Source organism: Thalassospira sp. UBA1131 (genome assembly GCF_002311515.1).
Lineage (GTDB): Bacteria > Pseudomonadota > Alphaproteobacteria > Rhodospirillales > Thalassospiraceae > Thalassospira.
In genome coordinates this window covers 1-22,689 of the sequence record NZ_DCAO01000086.1, presented here as the reverse complement: position 1 = coordinate 22,689, position 22,689 = coordinate 1, and the positions used below count along the sequence as shown (strand labels likewise).

The 22,689-nt window shown below is 55.6% G+C and carries 23 protein-coding genes and 3 tRNA genes; 10 read left to right on the top strand and 16 right to left on the bottom strand.

All coding sequences use genetic code 11. From position 1 onward, the window contains the following. Window positions 1-146: 146 nt before the first annotated feature. The 3 genes from B3Z49_RS12960 (at window position 147) to ilvC (ending at window position 3,658) form a co-directional block, all read left to right on the top strand. Window positions 147-1,910 (top strand): acetolactate synthase 3 large subunit, encoded by a 1,764-nt coding sequence (locus B3Z49_RS12960; protein WP_008891744.1) that lies wholly within the window; start codon window positions 147-149, stop codon window positions 1,908-1,910. Window positions 1,911-2,012: 102 nt separating this feature from the next. After that, on the top strand, window positions 2,013-2,522 hold the full coding sequence (ilvN, locus tag B3Z49_RS12955; RefSeq protein WP_008891745.1) for an acetolactate synthase small subunit: 510 nt from the start codon (window positions 2,013-2,015) through the stop codon (window positions 2,520-2,522). Between the two features lie 116 nt (window positions 2,523-2,638). Continuing rightward, a complete protein-coding gene (gene ilvC / locus B3Z49_RS12950; protein ID WP_008891746.1) occupies window positions 2,639-3,658 on the top strand; it encodes a ketol-acid reductoisomerase in 1,020 nt (339 codons plus the stop codon). Window positions 3,659-3,736: 78 nt separating this feature from the next. Here the strand turns inward: ilvC and B3Z49_RS12945 are convergent, their stop codons facing one another. Then, window positions 3,737-4,930, bottom strand: a complete 1,194-nt coding sequence (locus tag B3Z49_RS12945) for an MFS transporter (RefSeq protein WP_296991523.1) — start codon at window positions 4,928-4,930, stop codon at window positions 3,737-3,739. 484 nt (window positions 4,931-5,414) lie between these two features. On the opposite strand from B3Z49_RS12945, the gene B3Z49_RS12940 reads away from it, so the two are divergent. Further along, complete coding sequence (locus B3Z49_RS12940) at window positions 5,415-6,323, top strand: pseudouridine-5'-phosphate glycosidase (RefSeq protein ID WP_296991520.1); 909 nt, start codon at window positions 5,415-5,417, stop codon at window positions 6,321-6,323. Between the two features lie 65 nt (window positions 6,324-6,388). Here the strand turns inward: B3Z49_RS12940 and B3Z49_RS12935 are convergent, their stop codons facing one another. Then, window positions 6,389-7,033 (bottom strand): pyridoxamine 5'-phosphate oxidase family protein, encoded by a 645-nt coding sequence (locus B3Z49_RS12935; protein ID WP_296991518.1) that lies wholly within the window; start codon window positions 7,031-7,033, stop codon window positions 6,389-6,391. 89 nt (window positions 7,034-7,122) lie between these two features. Between B3Z49_RS12935 and B3Z49_RS12930 the strand changes: the two genes are divergently transcribed. Then, window positions 7,123-8,673 (top strand): PLP-dependent aminotransferase family protein, encoded by a 1,551-nt coding sequence (locus B3Z49_RS12930; RefSeq protein ID WP_296991516.1) that lies wholly within the window; start codon window positions 7,123-7,125, stop codon window positions 8,671-8,673. A gap of 118 nt (window positions 8,674-8,791) precedes the next feature. Then, window positions 8,792-10,270, top strand: coding sequence for a cryptochrome/photolyase family protein (locus B3Z49_RS12925; protein ID WP_296991514.1), 1,479 nt, complete (start codon window positions 8,792-8,794; stop codon window positions 10,268-10,270). Window positions 10,271-10,281: 11 nt separating this feature from the next. Here B3Z49_RS12925 and B3Z49_RS12920 read toward each other — a convergent pair whose 3' ends face one another. Next, window positions 10,282-10,866 carry a hypothetical protein gene (locus B3Z49_RS12920; RefSeq protein ID WP_063088914.1) on the bottom strand — a complete coding sequence of 195 codons (585 nt, stop codon included), beginning with the start codon at window positions 10,864-10,866 and terminating at the stop codon, window positions 10,282-10,284. Then, window positions 10,863-12,410, bottom strand: coding sequence for a CYTH and CHAD domain-containing protein (locus tag B3Z49_RS12915; protein ID WP_296991510.1), 1,548 nt, complete (start codon window positions 12,408-12,410; stop codon window positions 10,863-10,865). Before B3Z49_RS12915 ends, B3Z49_RS12920 begins: the two co-directional genes overlap by 4 nt. 419 nt (window positions 12,411-12,829) lie before the next feature. Between B3Z49_RS12915 and B3Z49_RS12910 the strand changes: the two genes are divergently transcribed. Next, on the top strand, window positions 12,830-13,285 hold the full coding sequence (locus B3Z49_RS12910; protein ID WP_296991507.1) for a hypothetical protein: 456 nt from the start codon (window positions 12,830-12,832) through the stop codon (window positions 13,283-13,285). Window positions 13,286-13,355: 70 nt separating this feature from the next. Here B3Z49_RS12910 and B3Z49_RS12905 read toward each other — a convergent pair. The 5 genes from B3Z49_RS12905 to infA form a co-directional block, all read right to left on the bottom strand. Continuing rightward, window positions 13,356-13,431, bottom strand: a tRNA-Phe gene (locus B3Z49_RS12905). 117 nt (window positions 13,432-13,548) lie between these two features. Next, a complete protein-coding gene (locus tag B3Z49_RS12900; protein WP_008891756.1) occupies window positions 13,549-13,749 on the bottom strand; it encodes a DNA gyrase inhibitor YacG in 201 nt (66 codons plus the stop codon). Next, entirely contained in the window at window positions 13,742-15,151 is a 1,410-nt protein-coding gene (locus B3Z49_RS12895; RefSeq protein ID WP_296991502.1) for a ribonuclease E/G, read from the bottom strand. Before B3Z49_RS12895 ends, B3Z49_RS12900 begins: the two co-directional genes overlap by 8 nt. A gap of 2 nt (window positions 15,152-15,153) precedes the next feature. Next, entirely contained in the window at window positions 15,154-15,735 is a 582-nt protein-coding gene (locus B3Z49_RS12890) for a Maf family protein (protein WP_197145542.1), read from the bottom strand. Window positions 15,736-15,884: 149 nt separating this feature from the next. Next, window positions 15,885-16,103: a translation initiation factor IF-1 gene (infA, locus tag B3Z49_RS12885; RefSeq protein ID WP_007092059.1), complete on the bottom strand. Its 219-nt coding sequence runs from the start codon at window positions 16,101-16,103 to the stop codon at window positions 15,885-15,887. Window positions 16,104-16,357: 254 nt separating this feature from the next. On the opposite strand from infA, the gene B3Z49_RS12880 reads away from it, so the two are divergent. Next, window positions 16,358-16,852: a GNAT family N-acetyltransferase gene (locus B3Z49_RS12880; protein WP_296991477.1), complete on the top strand. Its 495-nt coding sequence runs from the start codon at window positions 16,358-16,360 to the stop codon at window positions 16,850-16,852. Window positions 16,853-16,861: 9 nt separating this feature from the next. On the opposite strand, the gene B3Z49_RS12875 is transcribed toward B3Z49_RS12880, so the two are convergent. The 7 genes from B3Z49_RS12875 to B3Z49_RS12845 form a co-directional block, all read right to left on the bottom strand. After that, window positions 16,862-17,308: an arsenate reductase ArsC gene (locus tag B3Z49_RS12875; protein ID WP_008891760.1), complete on the bottom strand. Its 447-nt coding sequence runs from the start codon at window positions 17,306-17,308 to the stop codon at window positions 16,862-16,864. Between the two features lie 6 nt (window positions 17,309-17,314). Next, window positions 17,315-17,791, bottom strand: a complete 477-nt coding sequence (locus B3Z49_RS12870; RefSeq protein ID WP_008891761.1) for a UPF0262 family protein — start codon at window positions 17,789-17,791, stop codon at window positions 17,315-17,317. A gap of 43 nt (window positions 17,792-17,834) precedes the next feature. Next, a complete protein-coding gene (gene hisD, locus B3Z49_RS12865; RefSeq protein WP_296991470.1) occupies window positions 17,835-19,130 on the bottom strand; it encodes a histidinol dehydrogenase in 1,296 nt (431 codons plus the stop codon). Beyond that, on the bottom strand, window positions 19,120-19,779 hold the full coding sequence (gene hisG, locus B3Z49_RS12860; RefSeq protein ID WP_287445468.1) for an ATP phosphoribosyltransferase: 660 nt from the start codon (window positions 19,777-19,779) through the stop codon (window positions 19,120-19,122). Before hisG ends, hisD begins: the two co-directional genes overlap by 11 nt. Before the next feature lie 46 nt (window positions 19,780-19,825). Next, a complete protein-coding gene (gene murA, locus B3Z49_RS12855) occupies window positions 19,826-21,118 on the bottom strand; it encodes a UDP-N-acetylglucosamine 1-carboxyvinyltransferase (protein ID WP_008891764.1) in 1,293 nt (430 codons plus the stop codon). 81 nt (window positions 21,119-21,199) lie between these two features. Next, entirely contained in the window at window positions 21,200-21,754 is a 555-nt protein-coding gene (gene dcd / locus B3Z49_RS12850; RefSeq protein ID WP_296991467.1) for a dCTP deaminase, read from the bottom strand. A gap of 130 nt (window positions 21,755-21,884) precedes the next feature. Beyond that, entirely contained in the window at window positions 21,885-22,046 is a 162-nt protein-coding gene (locus B3Z49_RS12845) for a hypothetical protein (protein WP_165374899.1), read from the bottom strand. Between the two features lie 201 nt (window positions 22,047-22,247). Here B3Z49_RS12845 and B3Z49_RS12840 point away from each other — a divergent pair. Both B3Z49_RS12840 and B3Z49_RS12835 read left to right on the top strand, forming a co-directional pair. Next, window positions 22,248-22,322: transfer RNA gene (locus B3Z49_RS12840), tRNA-Thr, on the top strand. Between the two features lie 28 nt (window positions 22,323-22,350). Then, a tRNA-Thr gene (locus B3Z49_RS12835) sits at window positions 22,351-22,425 on the top strand. The last annotated feature ends 264 nt before the right edge of the window (window positions 22,426-22,689 follow it).

Here is a 22,689-nt window from a genome sequence, read left to right as displayed (position 1 = left end):
AGGTTGGCCCTTCCCCCGCCGAAATGGCGGAAAACCGCCGTTTAGGCGGATTTTTCAACTCCAATTCGAGGATAATTGGATCATGTTTCAATCACGCGGTTATCACGCGACACGTTGTTGTCGCTAAGTAAAGAGGCTCGAAAATCATGGCAGAACGTATTTTAAGCGGTTCGGAAGTAGTGTTGCAGGCCCTTGCTGATCAGGGTGTGGAAGTCGTGTTCGGCTATCCTGGCGGCGCTGTCCTACCGCTATATGACGAGATATTTAAACAGAACCGGATTCGTCACGTTCTCGTGCGCCATGAACAGGCTGCTGTCCACGCTGCTGAAGGTTACGCCCGCTCGACCGGCAAGGTCGGCGTTGTGCTGGTGACCTCGGGACCGGGTGCGACAAACGCCGTTACGGGCCTTACCGACGCGTTGATGGATTCCATTCCAGTTGTCTGCCTGACAGGCCAGGTCCCGACCCATCTGATCGGGAATGATGCCTTCCAGGAAGCCGACACCACCGGCATTACCCGCCCGTGCACCAAGCATAACTATCTGGTGAAAAATCCGGATCGTCTGGCGCGCACGATGCACGAAGCCTTCCACGTCGCCTCAAGCGGCCGTCCGGGCCCGGTCGTTATCGACCTGCCCAAGGACATTCTGGTTGGCAAGGCACCGTATCTGGAACCGGCACAGGTTCAGCACCGCACCTATAACCCGGTGGTCAAGGGCGAACGCAGCCAGATCGAAGAAGCCATGGAGATGCTGGCGTCGGCGAAAAAGCCGATCCTGTATTGCGGCGGCGGCGTCATCAATTCCGGCATGCAGGCCTGCAAGCTTCTGACCGAGTTCACCCGCATGACCGGTGCGCCGATCACGCTGACCCTGATGGGTCTGGGTGCTTATCCGGCGTCCGACAAGCAGTATCTTGGCATGCTGGGCATGCACGGCACCTACGAAGCAAACATGTCGATGCATGATTGCGATGTCATGGTCGCCATTGGTGCACGCTTCGATGACCGTGTCACCGGCAACCTTGATTTCTTTGCGCCGAACTCGCAGAAAATCCAGGTCGATATTGATCAGAGCTCGATCAACAAGAACGTTCCGGTCGATATCGGGATCGTTGGCGATGTTGGCCATGTTCTTGAAGACATGATCAAGATCTGGAAAGCCAAGCAGTACAAGATCGAAGCCAACGCACTTGATAGCTGGTGGAAAGAAATTGAAGGCTGGCGCAGCAAACACTGCCTGTCCTACAAACAGCCGACCGACGTTATCAAGCCGCAGCACGTTATCCGCCGTGTTCATGCGCTTACCCGTGATCGCAAGACATATATCACCACCGATGTTGGCCAGCACCAGATGTGGGCGGCCCAGCATTTCGGGTTCGAACATCCGTATGAATGGATGACGTCCGGTGGTCTGGGCACCATGGGCTATGGCATGCCGGCCGCCCTTGGCGTTCAGGTCGCCCACCCGGATGCGACGGTTGTGTGCTTCACCGGTGATGCGTCGATCATGATGAACATTCAGGAATGCGCGACGATGACGCAGTATCGTCTGCCGATCAAAACCGTGATCCTGAACAACCGTTATATGGGCATGGTCCGCCAGTGGCAGCAGCTTCTGCACGGGTCGCGCTATTCCGAAAGCTATAGCGAAACCCTGCCCGACTTCGTCAAACTGTCCGAAGCCTTTGGCTTCACCGGCATGACCTGCAATAACCCGGCTGATCTTGATGATGCGATCAAGAAGATGCTGGAAATTGATGGTCCGGTGATTTTGGACGTCGCTGTCGATGACAAGGAAAACTGCTATCCGATGATTCCGTCGGGCAAGCCGCATAATGAAATGCTGCTTGGGCAGGAAACCAACGGCGACGAAGCCATTGATTCCGACGAAGGGATGGTTCTGGTCTGATCCGCACAAACAATCTGTGCGAATTGATCCCATCACATCAAAATGAAAAGGCCGGCGCGGGCGGCACGTTCTGCCCCGACCGAGCCCTAGCGGAGCGAAACCGTGAAAGAAACCGAAATTTCGAAACACACCATATCCGTTCTGGTGGATAACGAGTCCGGCGTTCTGGCCCGTGTGATCGGGCTGTTTTCCGGTCGTGGCTATAACATTGAAAGCCTGACCGTTGCCGAAGTCGACGCCGACGCCCACCAGTCGCGCATCACCGTGGTTACCTCGGGCACCCCGATGGTAATCGAACAGATCAAGGCACAGCTTTCGCGCCTTGTTCCGGTACACAAGGTCAGTGACCTGACCCTTGCCGGACCAAGTGTCGAGCGCGAGCTGGCCCTGGTCAAAGTGATCGCAACGGGTGAAAAACGTGTGGAATCCCTGCGTATTGCCGACATCTTCAAGGCACGCGCAGTGGATGCGACCAACAATTCCTTCGTGTATGAAATCATCGGCAGCCCTGAAAAAATCGACGCCTTCATCAAATTGATGGAGCCGCTTGGGCTTTCGGAAATTTCGCGTACCGGTGTGGCAGCGATTTCGCGCGGCACACTGACGATGTGAGTTTGCCCTGCCCGGTGATCCGCATCGGGTACGGCATTGGGGCCTGCCCCATAATAATTATTACCATCCGCCACGCATGAAAATCAGCGTGGTCCAACGTCCAGAGGTATCGAAAGATGCGTGTTTATTACGACCGCGATGCAGATGTTAATCTGATCAAATCCAAAAAAGTTGCCATCATTGGTTACGGTTCGCAGGGCCACGCCCATGCGCTGAACCTCCATGATTCCGGCGTTAAGGAAGTTGTTGTTGGTCTTCGTGAAGGCTCCAGCTCGCGCAAGAAAGCCGAAGCTGCCGGTCTGAAAACCATGACCCCGGCCGAAGCTGCTGCTTGGGCGGACGTTGTCATGATGCTGACCCCCGATGAGCATCAGGCTGCGATCTATGCTGATGAGCTGCGCGACAACCTGAAACAGGGTGCTGCTCTTCTGTTCGCACACGGTCTGAACGTTCATTTCGGCCTGATCGAGCCGCGCGCTGATCTTGACGTCATGATGATCGCACCGAAAGGCCCTGGCCACACGGTTCGTTCCGAATACAAGCGTGGCGGCGGTGTTCCGTGCCTCGTAGCTATTGAACAGAACGCATCTGGCAACGCGCTTGAAGTTGCTCTGTCCTATGCATCGGCAATCGGTGGCGGTCGTTCGGGCGTTATCGAAACCACCTTCCGTGAAGAGTGCGAAACCGACCTGTTCGGCGAACAGGCTGTTCTTTGCGGCGGTCTGACCCAGCTGATCAAATACGGATTCGAGACCCTGACCGAAGCTGGCTATGCGCCGGAAATGGCATATTTCGAGTGCCTGCACGAAGTTAAGCTGATCGTTGACCTGATGTATGAAGGCGGCATGGCCAACATGCGTTACTCGATCTCCAACACCGCAGAATACGGCGACTATGTCACCGGCCCGCGCGTGATCGATCCGTCTGTCAAAGAACGCATGAAAGAAGTTCTTACCGACATTCAGGAAGGCAAGTTCGTCCGTGACTTCGTTCAGGAAATGCATTGTGGTCAGCCGATGTTCAAGGCAACCCGTCGTCTGCATGCTGAACATGAAATCGAAGAAGTTGGTACCAAACTGCGCGCGATGATGCCGTGGATTGCTGCAAACCAGCTCGTCGACAAAGAAAAGAACTAAGCACCGCTTGGATCCTTTTTTGCGCAAACGGCCGTCCCGATGGGGCGGCCGTTTTGCTTTGGGCATTTCGGGCTTGGCTTATCCACCGTGTTTCATCTGTTTGACCGGAAAGCGCAATTCGGTTCCGGCCCAGATCACAACACACAAGACCGACACCCCGGCCCCAAGAACCACCACGGCAGGCCAGCCACCCGCGCCATAGGCAATGGCCGAACTGGCGGAGCCACAGGCACCACCGAGAAAATAACTGGCCATATAGCCCGTGGTCAGACGGCTGCGGGCCTCAGGGTTCAGGCGATACACCTCGCTCTGATTGGAAATATGCGCGCCCTGAATGCCCAGATCGATCAGCACCACACCAAGCGCAAAGGCAATCAGTGACCATTGCCCCCAATACAGCAGCCCCCAGCTTGATACGGTGGTCATCAGAAAAGCACCGGTGCTGAGCCGTGCCCACCCCCTGTCGGCAAGCTTTCCGGCGATGCGGGCGGTCAGAATGCCGATTGCACCAATCAAGCCATAAAGCCCGATCACCGCTTCGGACATGCCATATTGGCGCACCAGCATGAACGCCATCGAGGTCCAGAAAATCCCGAACACGGCATATTGCAGCCCGCCAATCAGGCTGCGGCGGCGCAGGACCGGTTCATCACGAAACAGATGCAGGATCGAAAGATACAGCGTGCGGTAACTGGTATGTGACGTCGGCGGGATATGCGGAATGATCCGGTAACAGGCCACCGCATAAATCGCCATCAGGACAGAGGCGGCAATAAACACCGACCGCCATCCGGCAAGCTCCGCCATGATGCCCGAAAAAGTCCGGGCCAGAAGAATGCCCAGCAACAGGCCACTCATCACCGCCCCCACCGCAGACCCGCGTTTATCATCCGTCGCCAGGTGGGCGGCCAACGGCACAAGGATTTGCGCGGTGACACAGGTGATCCCGACCGAAATACTAAACACCACCAACATCAAAAATGACGGTGCCAGCCCCATCGCCAGCAACCCGACCGCAGTCAAGGCCGAAGTCACGGTCAGTAATTTGCGCCGTTCATGGTGATCACCAAGTGGCACCACGGCAATCAGCCCGGTCAGATAGCCAAGCTGCGCCACCGTCACCAAGAAGCCAGCACTGGTTTCACTCAGCTCATATTCGCGGGCCAGCAGTTCCAGCAATGGCTGAACATAGTAAAGACTGGCAACGGACAGGCCGCTTCCGACCGCCATAAAGATCAGGAGGCCGGTTGTCAGGGTGGGCTTGGAATGCATTCTAAGATGGGCCTTGAACGGGTTGGTGGTAGGTTTACGATAGCCGCCAAATCAGAGACTTACAATGCAGTGCCTGACACAGGTGCCGTGCCGCGATGGCATCGGTTGCCCCCGTCACGCACAGCAGCCATTCGTAAAACACCCTGCTTTGCGCTGGATTTCAAAGGCCGATCTGTTTAATTCTGGCCTAAGGATCAGAACCCGTTAATTTGATTGGAATGGCAGCCGTTATATTCGCGAAATCCAAGAAACAGGTTGCAGGGCGGGTTGGATCCCGGCCAAAACCTGTGACGCAGGATGTTGCCAATATAACGGCTGTCCTAAGGATCAATCGGATTTGCACGGGCTATTTTGTCGCAAAACCTTGAAAGATTTATATCTTCCTACGGTTATGCTCCGCATATCCGCACAAATCTGATTGACCATTCCAACCAAGTTAACGGGTTCTGATCCTGAACTTTAAACCAGATATGAGCATATCGGAATGTCGGACTATATTGATATCGCCCCCGAGGTCGCAGAGGCCTTTGCCGCAGGCAAGCCTGTTGTTGCCCTTGAATCAACCATCATTTCCCATGGCATGCCCTATCCGCAGAACCTTGAAACCGCGCGTGCGGTTGAACAGGATGTGCGCGATAACGGTGCGATCCCGGCCACCATCGCCGTGATTGGCGGTCGTTGCAAAATCGGCCTGTCGCCCGAAGAGCTGGAATATTTCGCCAAGGGAACCGACATTCTTAAACTGTCGCGTCGTGATATCCCCTATTGCCTTGCCAAAAAGCTTGATGGTGCTACCACCGTATCGGCAACCATGATCCTGGCAGAAAAAGCCGGAATTCGCGTCTTTGCCACCGGTGGTATTGGCGGGGTTCATCGTGACCTTGCCGGTAATTTCGATGTGTCGGCCGATTTGACCGAACTTGGCAAAACCAGTGTTGCGGTTGTTTGTGCCGGGGCCAAGGCGATCCTTGATATCCCCAAAACGCTTGAACATCTTGAAACGCTGGGCGTGCCGGTTATTGCCTATGGCACCGATGAATTCCCGGCATTCTATTCGGTCGAAAGCGGTCAGAAGGCGCCGCTCCGCCTTGATACCCCCGAAGAACTTGCAGCTTTCCTGAGTTCGAAATGGGAATTCGGCCTTGAAGGTGGCGCCGTCATTGGCAACCCGCCAGAAGCCGACAAGGCACTGGCGCGCGAAGCCATCGAAGGGGCAATTGAAGATGCCCTTATCGAGGCCAAGGAAAAAGGCATTCAGGGGCGCGATGTGACCCCGTTCCTTCTGGCCCGCGTGACCGAGTTGACCAAGGGCAAAAGCCTTGAAGCCAACATCGCCCTTGTGCGCAACAATGCCCGCCTTGGTGCGAAAATTGCCGCTGCCATGGCCGACTGATCGGCGCTGACCATCCTTAAAGACCAAAAGAAACAGGCTGGCAGATTTGCCAGCCTGTTTTGCATTTACCTGCGTTGATACCCTTTGCCTTCGAACCCGGGCTTGATGCGCGTATCGTCCACTGGTGCGCCCCACGTCGTTGCGCACGGCAGGACACCGGCCCAGACAGACCAGTCGTAGTCTTCATCATCATCGACCGGATCCCCGGCACGGACCTTTGCCGAAACCTGGTCCAGATCAAAGCCCAGGAACATGGTTGCCTTGAGTTCCTGTTTGTTGGGATGACGGATGTGATCCCACCGCCCCGGCTCCAGTTTTTCGGTAAACAGTCGGGAATGTTCCATCTTTTCGGCGTCATCACTCACCACTGTTCCTTTGCCATAAATGACCACCGAACGGTAATTGGCCGAATGGTGAAACGCCGAACGCGCCATCACCAGACCATCCAGATGCGTGATGCACAGACAGGCTTCTGCCCCGTCTGCGATCGCGGCCAGAATGCGGTTCTTTGACGCGCCATGGATATAGATCCGCTCCCCCACCCGCCAATGGGCGGTCGGGATCATGGCCGGGCGCCCATTGACCACGGTTCCGACATGGCAAATCAGGGCATCATCAATAATGCCATGCACCTGATCACGGTCATAACTGGCGCGGTTGGGCCCCCGGACGACTTTGGTGTGGGGATGGATTTCGTATTGATCAGACATGGCGGGACCTCTTCGTCAAAAAATCAGGCGTCGAATTTGGCCCGATCATGGATCAAATTGGACTTTTCAAAAGGTCCATTATAATAAAAGTGACAGAGCCAATTTTTACCGGGGTCGCGATGGTGCGCAGTGATTACAGCTGGATTTATCCAAGCCAGTCGGACAATACCGCCGATGATGGTGGCACCACCGCCTATCGCCGCCTGTATCACGGGATCAGATCAGCTATTCTGGATGGCCGGTTGCATCCCGGCGAACGCCTGCCGGCCAGTCGGGATTTGGCCAAATCACTTGGTATTTCGCGCAACACGGTGGTGACCAGTTTCGATCTGCTGACATCGGAAGGCTATCTTGAAACCCGGGTCGGCGCCGGAAGCTTTGTCGCCAGCACCCTGCCCGACCGGGACATGCAAACAGGCGACCAAGGCCCGGACAAAAAATCCCAGGCGGCAAATGACCGCCCGATACGGCTTAGTCAAAGTGCCACGCGCATGCTGACCTATCAGCGACGCTTTCCGCGCTTTCGCATTGCCCGTCCGTTTAACCCGGCGACACCGGATCTTGATGGTTTTCCGTTTGATCTTTGGGCGCGGTTGTTGCGCCGGTCGTGGCGGGCGCCCGATATTGATCTAACCATTCCTGATGATCCGCTTGGATTGCCGCTGCTGCGTTCTGAAATTGCCAAATGGCTTCGGCAATCGCGCGGGGTGAATTGCAATGCCGATCAGGTGATGATCGTTTCGGGCGCGCAGCAGGCGCTTGACCTTGCCGCACGCGCCCTTGTCGATCCCGGCGATATCATCGCCACCGAAGACCCGGGCTATGAAGGCATTCGGGGCGTGCTGGCGGCAAGTGGGGCTGTGGTTCAGCCAATTACGGTTGATGAGGATGGCCTCGACATCGAAGGCCTTGCCCAAACGCCCTCCCCGGCCCGGATTGTGGTCACCACGCCATCGCGGAACTATCCGCTGGGCACAACGCTTTCACTTGCCCGACGCCTCGCCCTTTTGCAGTGGGCGCAGGATAATGATGCCTGGATTGTCGAGGATGACTATGACAGCGAGTATCGCTATGACGGGCCGCCACTTTCTTCGCTGCAAGGCTTGGATACCGACAATCGGGTGATCTATGTCGGCACGTTTTCGCGCGTACTGTTCCCAGGCATCCGGCTTGGTTACCTTGTGTTGCCACCGGCACTGGTTCCGGCCTTTCGCGGCATTCGCGGTTTTGCCGATGGCGTCCCGGCGCCGACAACACAGGCCGCCCTTGGCGCCTTTTTCGCCGAGGGGCATTTTGGCAGCCACGTGCGCAAGATGCGCCTGCGCTATGGCGAACGACGTTCGCACCTTAAAAACCTGATTATGGCGGATGCATCCGATATCCTGTCGGTGATGCCCTCGGACGGGGGATTACATCTTTGTGCCCGTTTGATCGGCGATCAGGACGATATTAAAATGCAGGAAGCCTTGGTAAAGGCGGATCTTGATTGTCGTGCACTGTCTTCGTATTTCCACGATCCCCGGTCAAAAAGTGGGCCGGAACCCGTGCGCGGTCTTGTGCTTGGTTTCGCCGGATGGAAAAAAGATGTGCTTTCGGAAAGTTTCAGTGAACTGGTCAGAACCATCAGACGTAAGTCTTGATGTACCCCGAGCCAGAGAGAGCGGCACGACTTCCCTCTAGATGCTGTCACAGTCGTGACGCTCTCTCCCCTCCGGCTTACAATCCCCCCAAAATGCACCAAAAAACACAGGAAGACAGATGACCGAACGCCCGATCGCCGTGATGTGGTTTCGAAACGACCTGCGACTGGCGGACAATCCGGCCCTTTTGGCAGCCGTCAAATGGGCCAAGGAAAATGACGGCGCTGTCCTTCCGGTTTTTATTCTGGATGACGTGATTTCAGATCAATTGGGTGGCGCGACGAAATGGTGGCTTGAAAAAAGCCTGACCGCGCTGAACCGCAATATCGCCGATCTTGGCGATACGAAATCTGATCGCGCCCTTCGCCTGTTTTCTGGCGATGCAAAAACCGTTCTGGAAACCATTGCCGGTGACAAATCGGTCAAGGCGGTGTTCTGGAACCGGCTTTATGACAAGCCATCAACCGAGCGCGATACCGACATCAAGGCAACCCTTCAGGACCACGGCTTGACCTGCGAAAGCCACAAGGCCAATCTTTTGTTTGAACCGTGGGACGTCAAAACCGGATCAGGCACAGATTTCAAGGTCTATAGCCCGTTCTGGCGCGCCTGTCAGAAGCTCCCCGCCCCGCGCGAACCAAAGTCCGCCCCCGAAAGCCTTGCGTTATTCAAGGGCGAGGTTGATGGACAAATCAACATCACCGACTTTGACCTGTCGCCAAAACCGGTGAATTGGGCCGACGGCCTTGAGGAGCGTTTCACCCCCGGCGAACAGGGCGCGAAAGACCAGCTGTTTGACTTTATTGACGATCGTCTTACCGATTATGCCGATCTGCGCGACCGCCCGGACCGCCGGGTAACGTCGGAACTTTCCCCGCATTTGCGCTTTGGTGAAATCAGCCCCTATCAGGTCTGGCATGCCGCCAACCACTATGCCGATGCCAATCCCGGCAAGGGCAAGACCGCCTCGAAATTCATCGCCGAACTCGGCTGGCGGGAATTTGCCCATCACATCCTGTATCACGCAACCGATCTGCGTTCTGTCCCGCTTCAGGGCCAGTTCAAGCATTTCCCCTGGTCAGATGACGCAAAGGGCCTTCGCGCCTGGCAAAAGGGTCAAACCGGTTTTCCGATTGTCGATGCCGGCATGCGAGAACTTTGGCACACGGGCTATATGCATAACCGGGTTCGGATGATTGTGGGTTCGATCCTGGTAAAGCACCTTTTGATCCATTGGCGCGATGGTCTGGCATGGTTTGACGACACGCTTGTTGATGCCTGCCCGGCCAACAATCCGTTTTCATGGCAATGGATCGGCGGATGCGGGGCAGATGCTGCCCCCTATTTCCGCATTTTCAACCCGATGCTTCAGGGCGAAAAATTTGATCCCAAGGGCGACTATGTCCGCCAATGGGTACCGGAACTGCGTGACATGCCCGAACAATATATCCACAAACCGTGGGAAGCCTCCCCGCTCATCCTCAAGGCCGCTGACGTGACGTTGGGAAAAACCTACCCCGAACCCTTAATTGGGCTCAAGGAAGGCCGTGAGCGGGCTCTAAGCGCCTATCAGGATATGAAACAGGCTGCTGCGTGAGCATGCTCCGATCACGGTTCCATTTTTAGATACCAGATCAGGTTTTCAACGCTGTTTGGCTTTAACGGGCCGTCGGAGCATATCGCAGTATCAATCAACGTGTCGAAACCTTGATACCCATCAAGGTCTAATACAGCCAAGCCAAAGGAGCAGCGCTGGTGGTTTACACCGTCGCCAAAGGCAACCATTCCTTCGGCACCATTTGGATGAGAGACTTTCTTCACAAGCTTTTTATGCTTAATCAGAACTGCAGTATTTCTTTCAAAGTTCTTCCTTGAAACAGCAAGGCGTTCCGCCCCTGCTGGAATACCTGCATCCCAGAACCCGATACGGACATACCCCCATCCATTATCCAGTATCCATTTTTGGGCAAACTCGGCGTCCTTATAGATGCCTGTGCGTTCAATTTCGCTCACAGACGTCACTGTTCTGCCGGATGCCTCTGCAATATTCAACTGCGTGGCCCGACTTACAATCTGATCGTCAGGAGCCACAGGCGCTTCAAACGTAAAGAATAATGCCAGTATCGGGCGGATAACCAACCGAAACACATTCTCGAAGAATTCCCAATCAAGGAATAATCCGGGAAACCTCATTTCCAAAATATCTTCTGATCAATGAAATCGTGCATGGCGTCTTCGATCCCCTCAAGACGATGATCGGCGCGCGCCCCGAACCAGCCCGATATCAGACCGACCGCAAGCATCCCGTCTTTTGAAAGCTGTGGTGCGAGTGCCATCAAACGGGCCTCGGCAACAGCCGCATCCTGAAGCTGGCCGAGGATTTCCTGCATCGTCGTCAGTTTGCTGCGGAACTTTTTGACCTTTTTCGACCCGTAAATGGCCCCGAAGAACTCGGTCCCATAGCGCATCTGCTTCACATCAAGACGAAGCGCATGAAGTTGCGGCGTCGTCAGACCCGCAACATGATCACCGCGTTTGGTGACCCGTTTATAGGCCTGCTCCAAAAGCGGTTCGGCCATTTCCGACACGGGTGCTGCCATCGCCTTCATTTGCTCGGCACTGGCACCTGATGCCCAGCGCGAATAGCTTGCCCATGCGCCAAGCAGCAAAAGCAACTGTCCATATTCCGGTTGATCGAGCATATGACGTGCGTTTGCAAGGGCGGCTTCGCGTTGCTTTTCAGCGGCCTTGCGCAGTTCGGCCACCCCCGCATGATCGGGGAAGCGTTCCTCGATCATCGGCAGTGTTTCGGTCAGGAACACATCCCAATCGCGCAGGCCATCAAGCCCCTTGCTGCACAGTTTCAACAACCGGCGCAGCAACACGGCCTCGCCCGCAGGCAGGTTTTTCTTAAACAGGTTCAAGGCAACACGCAGGCGGCGCATGCCAACCCGCATCTGGTGACACCCTTCGATATCAAGGTCCTGACGCACACAGACTTCGTTGCTCAGGATCATGCGAAGCCCTTGCGCGATCACGGCACGAAACGCGGTTTCCGCCGACATATCCGGGGTCAGTTGCACTGCCGCCGCCCGATAGGCACCCGGCCCATTGCCAAGATAGAGGTCGCGTCCGCGCGACGCCTTGGAGCGCATGCTCAGTAACAGCGGCACGGTGCGTTGCAGCTCAAGTGCAAGGTCAAACAGGGCTGCCGGATGGCCTTCCTTGAGCTCGAACTCCACCTCGGAGATCGGCACTTCCTTCTCGCCAGATCGGACAACACCCTGATCAATGGCAAGCTCAATCACCGCATCACGATAGGTCAGATCCACCGCCCCGCGTTTAAGGTCGCTTTCGAAAATGCGGTCGATCTTCTTTTTCTTCACAAACTTCTTCAGAAGCTTTTTGACGTCCTTGTCGGTAAACCGGTCAAGATCAAGAACACCTTCTTCAAGCTCGACAGTCCATTCATTACGCTCGGGAAGCGCCTCGCGCAGGCCGTTGGTCGCCTTGATGGTCTGCTCCCAACCATTCGCGCCCTTCTTGCGCAAACGGACCGCCAGGCCCTTTTCAGCCAGCGAGAGTTTCGGCGTGTCGTGATAGATGGAGACAAGGTGCGTGGTCACCAGACGACGACCTTCCTTGACCTCGCGCAGGACCGGCGCGTTTTTAAGACGCGCGACATGTTTCGGATCGATGCGAAGTTTAAGTTCGATCTCGATCTGCTTCTCGGCCATCTGGTTCCCCTAAGCGAGTTATTGTCACAGCGCGGCGTCGCGCTGTTCCGCCACCAAGTAGTAACCAATTTTATGTTTCAGCGGGTTGAAACAAGAAGCAGGAATGATGGTAGCGGAATGTAAGATTTTCGCAACAAAAGGCAGAAACGCCCCCAAAATCAAGCCTTAAAAGACCGATCAGCATTTTGCACAACCCTCTGTTTTCATTTGAAAACAAATAGGGGCAATCAGGTTCATTTGATACTGATTGCTTGCACATACCTTACGCATTCACTCCTGACACAGGCCCGATCAAGTCGTTGATGCAAGGGCGATTCTGAACGGTTGCACCGTCATATATAGATAACAGTTTCGCACCGTTTGCGAATTGCGTTTTGTCAGTTACAGTCTGTTCAAATTCAATCTGCCAGAGGGCGAAGATGCTTAGCCGTAGCCACACTTTCAAGACCGCCCTGATCATGGGGATTGCCATGCTGATCAGTGGCTGCAAAACAACAACAACCGCAACCGCCCCTGAAATCAGCTATGACGCCTGGCAGGCCAAACAATCGGCATCGACCGTGCCCTATAGCACCAACACCATGGTCAAAATCAATCTCAACTGGTCACGTATCGGGCCGTTTTCGCGCTATGACACCTGGGTTCGGGCCAATGCCTTTGGCGGGATGTTTGATGTTTATGGCGCACAGACCTGCCTTGGCAAATTTGTCCGCGATGATCGACTGGCCCCTGCCCATGGCTGGTGGGAACTGATCTGTCAGGATGACAGCTACGCTGCTGGAAAATTCCAGCTGACCGAACAGGGAAACATTCTGGGCTTCGGCAATGCGATCAACGGCGAGAAGGTCGGGTTTGACCTGCCCATCCCGAATTAAATCGACCGGTAGATGAGCTGAAAAACAAAAAACCCGGCCAGAAGGCCGGGTTTTTTTGGCTACCGAAAGATGGTGCCCAGGGGCGGACTCGAACCACCGACACGCGGATTTTCAGTCCACTGCTCTACCAACTGAGCTACCTGGGCAAATCCGACTTTCGTCTCCGTTTCCGGAGTGTTCCCTGCGGAACGAGCGGGGTTATACAAACTCCTTTGGGGCTTGTCCAGCCTCAAATCGCATTTTTTTTGCGATCACGCGTCGGATTAAAATTCTTCTTCATCTTCAAGGTCTTCGAGATACTCGGGCGGCTCGGCGGCGGGGATGGCGTAGCTTTCATTCATCCATTTGCCAAGGTCGAGATCCGCACAGCGTTTGGAGCAAAACGGCGTGTATTTTTCATCAGCCGGTTTGCCGCAAACCACGCAGTCGGAGCTGGCTGTTTTCGTTATCTTTTTTTCATTCATGGTGGTTTTTCTCCAACCGATAGGCATCGTCTTCAAGGATCGGGTCCGCGACAATTTGCGGCGTGCCCCCAAATGCATTTGTCAGGATCTGGATCGCATCTGCCTGATCCGCAAGTGCCTTCGCCACACCGGGGTTTACGCACAGTTTAACCATCCCGGTCACCCCGTTTCGACTTTCGGCAACAACGGCGCGTACAACGGCATTCAGCGCAGCATCGCGCAAAAGATGGGCGCGTTCCTGTTTGGCAAACAAGGTGGCACGAAGCGATTCGCCCGCCCGCTGGCGACTGAATTCATAAAGACCCAATCGCGTAAAGCCACCAATCTGAACCGCGCCATCAAGTTCACTGCCAAAGGCATCACGGATTGCGGCATCGAACTTGTCACGCCCTGCCCGCGATTTCATGCGAAGCGGATCAATCACCACAAGACCACCGATGTTGCGAAGGCGGATTTGATGCACGATTTCGGCTGCGGCCCGAAGGTTGACCTCGACCGCACGGGTTTCGCTATCACGCCCGGCATCTGCCCCGGCGCCATTGACGTCAATGGCACAAAGTGCGGTTGCCGGATCAATCGCAATCCAGGCGCCGCCTTGCAACTCGACACGCGTCGCCAAGGCAGCGGCAATTTCGTCTTCGATATCCTGATCGTTGAATAACAGTCGGCTGCCGACATGACGCGCAAGATTGTCATCCGACTTACCCAGCATCGTCAGCAATCCACGCAACCGCACGAATTCGTTTGTGCCATCGACAACGCATGCGCCGCCCGCCATCAGATGCCGTTCGATCACCTGATCGGTTTCTGATTGCGCCTTGCTGACCAGTTGTGGCTTCGATGCCTCGGACAGGGCCTTTTCGGCCTTTTGCAATTGTGATTTCAGAAGTTTGTATTCGGCGGTGATGGCATCACGCGTCCAGTCGAGTGCGACGGAACGCAGCATGATGCCGTCCTGACCGGCCTGAAGAGAGCTTAGCAAGTCATGCAGTTCGGTACGCCGGTCCCCGTCCTTAAGCTTGCGCGGCAATTCAATATGGTTGGCCCCCGGTCGCAGGATCATACCAACACCTTCAATCGCGATCCGCCCGGTAAGCTTGACACCCTTGTCGTCAAAACCAAGGCGGGAGATCTGCACCAGAACCCACTGCCCTTCATGCAGCGGGCCGTTATAGCGATCAAACGGCAAAAGCCCGTCAGGCAGCCCGTCAAGCGCCACCATGGCGGCGGCCATTTCGGGCATCATTTTGGAAACACGGCCAAGATGGATATCAAATCGTGCGGGACCGCCGCGATCAATCCACAAACGCGTCAGGCGGTCATTTTCGATCATGGCCACCCTGCGTTCAAGCGCAACGGCATCAATCAGCAGGCGGGAGTTATGGGTGCCGCCAACTGCCATGATCAAACCTCTTTGGGGTGATAGCCAAGACCGCGCAAAAGACCGTCCACCTCGCACAGCGACAGCCCGACAACGTTGGAGTACGATCCCGAGATCGCCTTCACAAAGGTCGCGGCAAAGCCCTGAATGGCATAGGCGCCCGCCTTGCCCTGCCACTCGTCATGGGAAAGATAACGTTTCAGGTCATCGGAACCAAGGGTTCGGAATTTCACCTGTGTTTCTATCACGCGCGATCGTTCGGTCCCGTCCGGGGCAATAACACACATACCCCCATAAACACGGTGGCGACGCCCGGAAAGCAGTTCAAGGAACTTGCGTGCCTCAGCCGCGTCTTCGGCTTTGCCCAGGGCACGCCGGCCACAGGCAACAACCGTATCCGCGGCAAGCACAAAGGCCCCGCCGTTGGATTTGGCAACAAAACGCGCCTTTTCTTCGGCAAGGCGAAGCGCCAGCCGACGCGGACTTTCATCGCGCATGGGTGTTTCATCGATATCTGCGGGAACGACCTGATCTGGCACAATTCCGATCTGCGCAAGCAGCTCAAGACGGCGCGGCGATGCAGATGCCAATATCAGTTTCGACAAGATGTGGCTCCCGGATATCCGTCCCAGACCATTCCGACCAGAAATGTGATGAATGCTCACATTTCGATGCAGGCAGCAAAATGCACCCTGACGGCAAGGGTAAACGCCCCGCCAGACAAGGTCAATTTGCGCTTGGTCGTGGTTTCAGATTACTTGAAACGGAAGGTAATACGACCTTTGGTCAGGTCATAAGGGGTCATTTCGACGCTGACACGGTCACCGGCGAGAACGCGGATACGGTTCTTGCGCATTTTGCCCGAGGTGTGGGCAAGGATTTCGTGGTCATTGTCCAGCTTCACGCGAAACATCGCATTGGGCAGAAGTTCAACGACAGTGCCCTGAAACTCGATAACGTCTTCTTTAGCCATGTGACTCCTAGCTTTCGTATTGCAATATCAAAATACCGGTGGGCGGCAAACTGCTCTGAACCGGGCAAAAGGTCAAGTCCTTTCACGTGTCAGGCGTGGCGTTACAGCACTGCGTTAAACGAATGGCGACGTATCTGTGCTATCAAACTGTACGGAATAAGGATTGCGCGAAAAGAACCGGCTCGGCCCTTTTCGAATGCCGGTATGCGCCCTAAGATGCCGCTATCTTTCCGGCCTTTCATGAAAGCCCCCGCATGACCAATCCTCATACCATTGAAATACGCCTTGCAGAACGCGATGACGCACCGGCACTCCATGCCATGATTTGCGAAATCGGCCAGGCAACGGGATGTGCGGATAAAATTGCAAGCACGCCCGAAGATCTGGCGCGGGATGGCTTTGGCAAAGACCGTGCGTTTGACGCGCTGATTGCGATTGCCGATGACACACCGGTTGCCATGTGCCTGTTTTTCCCAAGCTATTCGACATTTCGCGGACGGCCCGGGCTTTATATTCAGGATCTTTATGTCGCACCAAGCCATCGCGGCGGCGGTTTTGCCAAACGCCTGGTGGCTGCGGTCGCCAAACATGCCCGCGCACACGGCAAGTCCTATATCCGATTGTCTGTCGATGCGGAAAACATGATCGGCCAACGGTTTTACGAAAAACTTGGTATGCGCCATGCTGAGGATGAGAAGATCTATGTGCTTGATGGTGCTGCGTTCGAAGCCCTCAGCAGCGCGGATTAAGCCAGGCAATCACATGGTGGGTGCAGGACCGACGGGGAACCGATCAAGAATGCGTTTCTTGATCTGGTCACGCACCTGTCGGTAAGCCTCAAGGCGAATTTCGCGCGACCCTTCGACGATTGTCGCATCAAAGGTATTCCAGAATTCCACATCACACGCCATGGTGCGGGTCATTTCGACCGCACGGTGCTGGGCCTCAGGAGACATGGTGATGATCAGATCAAAGAAGCCGTCTTCAAGCTGATCAAAGGTTTTGGAATTGTATGAGGAAATATCAAGACCGATTTCCTCCATCACCGCGACGGCAAAGCCATCAAGCTCACCGGCACGCACCCCGCAACTTTCAACATAGATGCGGGTTCCGTGGTAGTGACGCATCAAGGCAGCAGCCATCACCGAACGCACGGCATTATAGCTGCAGGCAAAAAGAACCGAGCCGGGGAGTTCTTCTGCCACCGTGCCTTAACCCCGGATGTGAAGAACACAAATCAACGTAAACAGGCGACGCGCGGTATTTTCATCAATCGTCACCTTGTCGGCCAGAAGCTCTCGCAATTGCTCGGAGCCCTCGTTGTGAAGGCCGCGCCTCGCCATATCGATGGTTTCGATCTGGGCGGCACTGGCCTTTTTGATGGCGTCATAATAGCTTTCGCAGATCATGAAATAGTCTTTGACGATCCGGCGGAACGGCGACAGCGGCACGGGAATGGTTGTGAGGTTTTCGGTATCATCATCGCCGCGCACATCCATATAGATGCGGTTTTCTTCGATGCGCATATGAACCGAATACGGACCTTCGAAACCGCCAGCAGGTTCGAAATGGTTTTCTTCCAGAAGGTCATAGATCGCCACCGCCTGCTCATGCTCGACCTCAGGACGGCGTCTTACCTTGTATTTCTCGTCAAGATAGATACCGGCAATACACTGGTTTTCTGCCATGGCTCTCTCGCTCCGGTCCCTTCACACGCTGCATTGCAACAGCTTACATCTGGTTTGAACGGATCGCTACCGAAAGTCCATGTGCCTGCAGACCTTCGCTTTCTGCAAGGGCGATTGCCGCCGGGCCGATTTTTGCCAGACTTTCGGGTGTGCACTTGATCAGCGACGAACGCTTGATGAAGTCCAGAACCCCAAGGCCGGACGAGAAACGCGCCGAGCGGGCCGTCGGCAGCACATGGTTCGGGCCGGCAACATAATCGCCGATGGCCTCAGGGGTATAACGACCCAGGAAAATCGCGCCAGCATGGTGAATGTCTTCTGCCAGTGCGTCCGGGTCGTCGACCGCCAATTCCAGATGTTCCGGTGCGATCCGATCCACAAGGGCCGGAGCCTGCGACAGATTTTCGACCAAAACAATTGCACCAAAGTCGCGCCAGCTTGCCCCGGCGATTTCTGCGCGCGGCAGTTTTTCCAGATGGGCATCAATCGCCACCTGCACCTGATCAGCGAAGCCTGCATCATCGGTGATCAGGATCGATTGCGCGACCGGGTCATGTTCGGCCTGCGACAACAGATCTGCTGCCACCCAGCTTGGATCATTGCTGCCATCGGCAACCACCAGAATTTCAGACGGGCCGGCAATCATATCAATGCCGACCTGACCAAACACCCGGCGCTTGGCCGCGGCAACAAACGCGTTGCCTGGACCGACGATCTTGTCGACAGGCTTGATGGTTTCGGTGCCATAAGCAAGGGCCGCAATCGCCTGCGCCCCGCCAATGCGGTAAATCTCGTCAACACCGGCAATTCGGGCCGCAGCCAGAACCAGCGGGTTCATTTTATTGTCCGGGGTCGGCACCACCATGACAAGGCGCTCCACACCGGCAACCTTGGCCGGAATGGCATTCATCAGAACCGATGACGGATAGGATGCCAGACCGCCCGGCACATAAAGACCGGCGGCCGAAACTGCACGCCAGCGCCAGCCAAGCTCAACACCGCTTTCATCGGTATAGCGTTCATCAGTCGGCATCTGCTTTTCGTGGTAGGCACGAATGCGCTTTGCCGCCAATTCCAGCGATTTGAGAAGGTCTGCGTCAATGTCGGCAACCGCCGCATCGACCTCGGCCGCGCTCACCGCCATGCCGGACGCATCGATACCAAGGCGATCAAAGCGGTTGGTGTAGTCACAAACGGCTTCGTCACCGCGATTGCGGACATCGGCGATAATATCGGCAACAGCCGCATCAACATCGGCATCCGATTCGCGCTTCATGCCCAGAAGCTTGACGAAATCTTCTTCGAAGCTGGCGTCAGTAATCGAAAGCTTAAGCGGCATTGAGCACCTCGGAAAAACGGTCGATCCAGGGCTGGATATCGGTCGGGCGGGTTTTCAGCGCGGCACGGTTGACGATCAGACGCGACGTCACATCCGCGACATGTTCGATTTCACGCAGGCCATTGGCCTTAAGCGTGTTGCCCGTCGACACAAGGTCGACGATACGGCGGCACAGACCAAGTGTTGGCGCCAGTTCCATCGCGCCGTTCAGCTTGATGCATTCGGCCTGCACGCCCCGTTTGGCAAAATGGGTGCGGGTGATGTTGGGATATTTGGTCGCGACCCGGACATGCGACCAACGCGACGGATCATCGCCTTCGATCATTTCTTCGGGTTCGGCAACGGCGATCCGGCAATGCCCGATATTAAGATCCAGCGGCGCATAGATATCCGGATAATCAAATTCCATCAGGACGTCATTGCCGCAGACACCGATATGGGCCGCGCCAAAGGCGACAAAGGTTGCAACATCAAAGCTGCGCACACGGATGATATCGATATGCGGATGGTTGGTGGTGAAACGAAGCGCACGGGATTTCGGATCGTCAAATGCCGCTTCGGGTTCGATCCCGGCGGATCGCACCAGTGGCATCACCTCGTCAAGAATGCGCCCCTTTGGCAGGGCAAGCACCAACTTTTCGTCACTCATCAATCAGTCGCCTTACGCGTTTTTCAGTTATCCGGAAGCCTTGATATCAGGCAGGAACCCGGACACGTTCGATCTGCGCCCCGCAGGAGCTCAGTTTTTCTTCAAGCCGCTCATAACCGCGGTCCAGATGGTAGACACGGTTAATAACCGTCTCGCCCTCGGCTGCCAAGCCTGCAAGCACCATCGAGACCGAGGCACGCAGATCGGTTGCCATGACTTCAGCCCCCGAAAGCTTTGCACTGCCGCGTACAATCGCCGAACGACCATGCACGTTGACATCAGCGCCCATGCGGCTGAGTTCCGGTACGTGCATGAAACGGTTTTCGAAAATGGTTTCGGTGATCATTGACGCACCGTTGGCCACCGACATCAACGCCATGAACTGGGCCTGCATATCGGTCGGGAAGCCCGGATAGGGTTCGGTCATCACGTCAACACCCTTAAGCGTCGCACGGTTGCCGCGCACCTTAAGGCCATCTTCGGTTTCTTCAACCTCGACCCCGGCTGCGCGCATCGCATCAACAAGGCTGTCAATCAATTCCATACGGGTTCCGGTCAGTTCGATCTCGCCACCGGTGATGGCGGCGGCAATCGCATAGGTCCCGGTTTCGATGCGATCCGGCACGACCGAATATTCCGCACCATGCAGGCGCGGCTTGCCGGTGACTTTGAGGGTATCGGTTCCGATACCTTCGATCTCGGCCCCCATGGCAACAAGGCAGTGGGCCAGATCAGACACTTCGGGTTCGCGCGCGGCATTGGCAATGGTGACGACACCGTCGGCTAGCGATGCGGCCATCAGCGTGTTTTCCGTCGCTCCTACCGAAACCTGCGGGAACAGAACATGTCCGCCTTTCAGGCCGTCGGGTGCGCGGGCTTCGATGTAGCCCTCGGTCAGGTGGATTTCAGCCCCCATGGCTTCCAGAGCCTTAAGATGCAGGTCAACCGGTCGGTTGCCAATCGCACACCCGCCAGGAAGCGACACACGGGCAACACCACATCGCGCGACAATCGGACCAAGCACCAGGACAGATGCACGCATCTTGCGCACCAGATCATAGGGTGCCGTGGTCGAGGTGATTTCCTTGGCGGTCATTTCAAGAACGCGACCGGTATGGCCACCATTGGGCGCATGCCCGTTCAGATGCAACGCGACACCATGCTGGGCCAGAAGGTTGGCCATCGATGTGATATCTGCCAGATGCGGCAGGTTCGAAAGGGTCAGGGTTTCATCTGTCAGAAGGGCTGCTGCCATCAATGGCAAAGCCGCGTTTTTGGCACCGCCGATTGCAATTTTGCCCTGCAGCCGGCGACCACCGGAAATCTTGATCTTGTCCATTCAGTCCTCTTTGTACTGCGCGCGATGGCGCAGCGAACGCGTGTCTTGGCGTATCACCACCAGATTGTTGCCACCCCTTTATCACAGGCGCGGCAATGTGACACCTTTTTGGCCCATATATTTCCCTGCGCGATCCGCATAGGAGGTATCGCATTCACTTTCCGCCTTAAGGAAAATGAACTGACACGCCCCTTCATTGGCATAAATGCGCGCTGGAAGCGGTGTGGTGTTGGAAAATTCAAGGGTCACATGCCCTTCCCATTCGGGTTCAAGCGGCGTGACATTGACGATGATGCCGCACCGGGCATAGGTCGATTTCCCAAGACAGATCACCAGCGTGTCGCGCGGGATGCGGAAATACTCCACGGTGCGCGCAAGCGCGAAACTGTTGGGCGGGATCACGCAGACGTCGGTCTGGCGATTGACAAACCCGTCATCGGAAAATTCCTTTGGATCGACGATGGCCGAGTCGACATTGGTGAAAATCTTGAACTCGTCGGCGACGCGGGCGTCATAGCCGTATGAACTGACACCATAGGAAATCACACCGTCGCGCCTGAAACCGTCGACAAACGGTTCGATCATGCCTTTTTCCTGCGCCATCTGGCGTATCCAGTGATCCGGTCTTACCGACATAGTGCCACCCCTGTTTTTGCGAAAATCCAAACCACGTTCAGCACCCACGGTTTTACCCGCCCGCTGGCCTCAAGATCAACCAAACGATGCATGCGCCCATCAAGGCGAAGGCGAAAAATGACGCGTGTGATCAGTCCTCAGATTTTTCGTCTGTAGCTGGACCTTGTGGATCGCTTTTGCGTGAGCGTTGCTGTTGCTTGCGCTTGGCCAGATTGGCACGCAGGGCTTCGGCTTCGCGTTTTAAACGTTCCTCGTTTACGGCCGGACGCATGTCAGATTTTTTGGCTGTCATGATGCAATCAAAGTTCCGTCAGATTTATGCGGGTTTGAGCGATTGGCCTGTTATAAAACAGCGTGCGAAAAATTACAGCCGATCTTGACGAAAACAGGGCGAAAAGGCCTGCGACGGGAACAATCGAAAAACTTCGCATAATTCAGGCTTGACCAATTACAGATACGTGGCCTATAACCCGCCCGCACCGCAAGGGCTCATGCTGCTGTAGCTCAGGGGTAGAGCACTCCCTTGGTAAGGGAGAGGCCGGGAGTTCAAATCTCCCCAGCAGCACCATTGCCCACCGGTCCAGCCTGTTTATCGGGCTGCTGTAGCTCAGGGGTAGAGCACTCCCTTGGTAAGGGAGAGGCCGGGAGTTCAAATCTCCCCAGCAGCACCATTTTCCAAGTACATTTCAGAACAATGTTTGCAAGCCCGCATCAAAGTGATGCGAGCCTACATGGTGTTTATTTGTCTGGATATTAAGGAAAGTCGCGCGCTCTAGCCGTAGAAAGCGCGATACCACTCAACAAAATTGCCGATACCGGTTTCAATCGAGGTAGCCGGCTTGAAGCCAACGGCATCGGTCAACGCATCAACATCGGCGTAAGTCGCGGGCACATCACCATCTTGCATCGGCAGCATGTTTTTCTCTGCCGTCTTG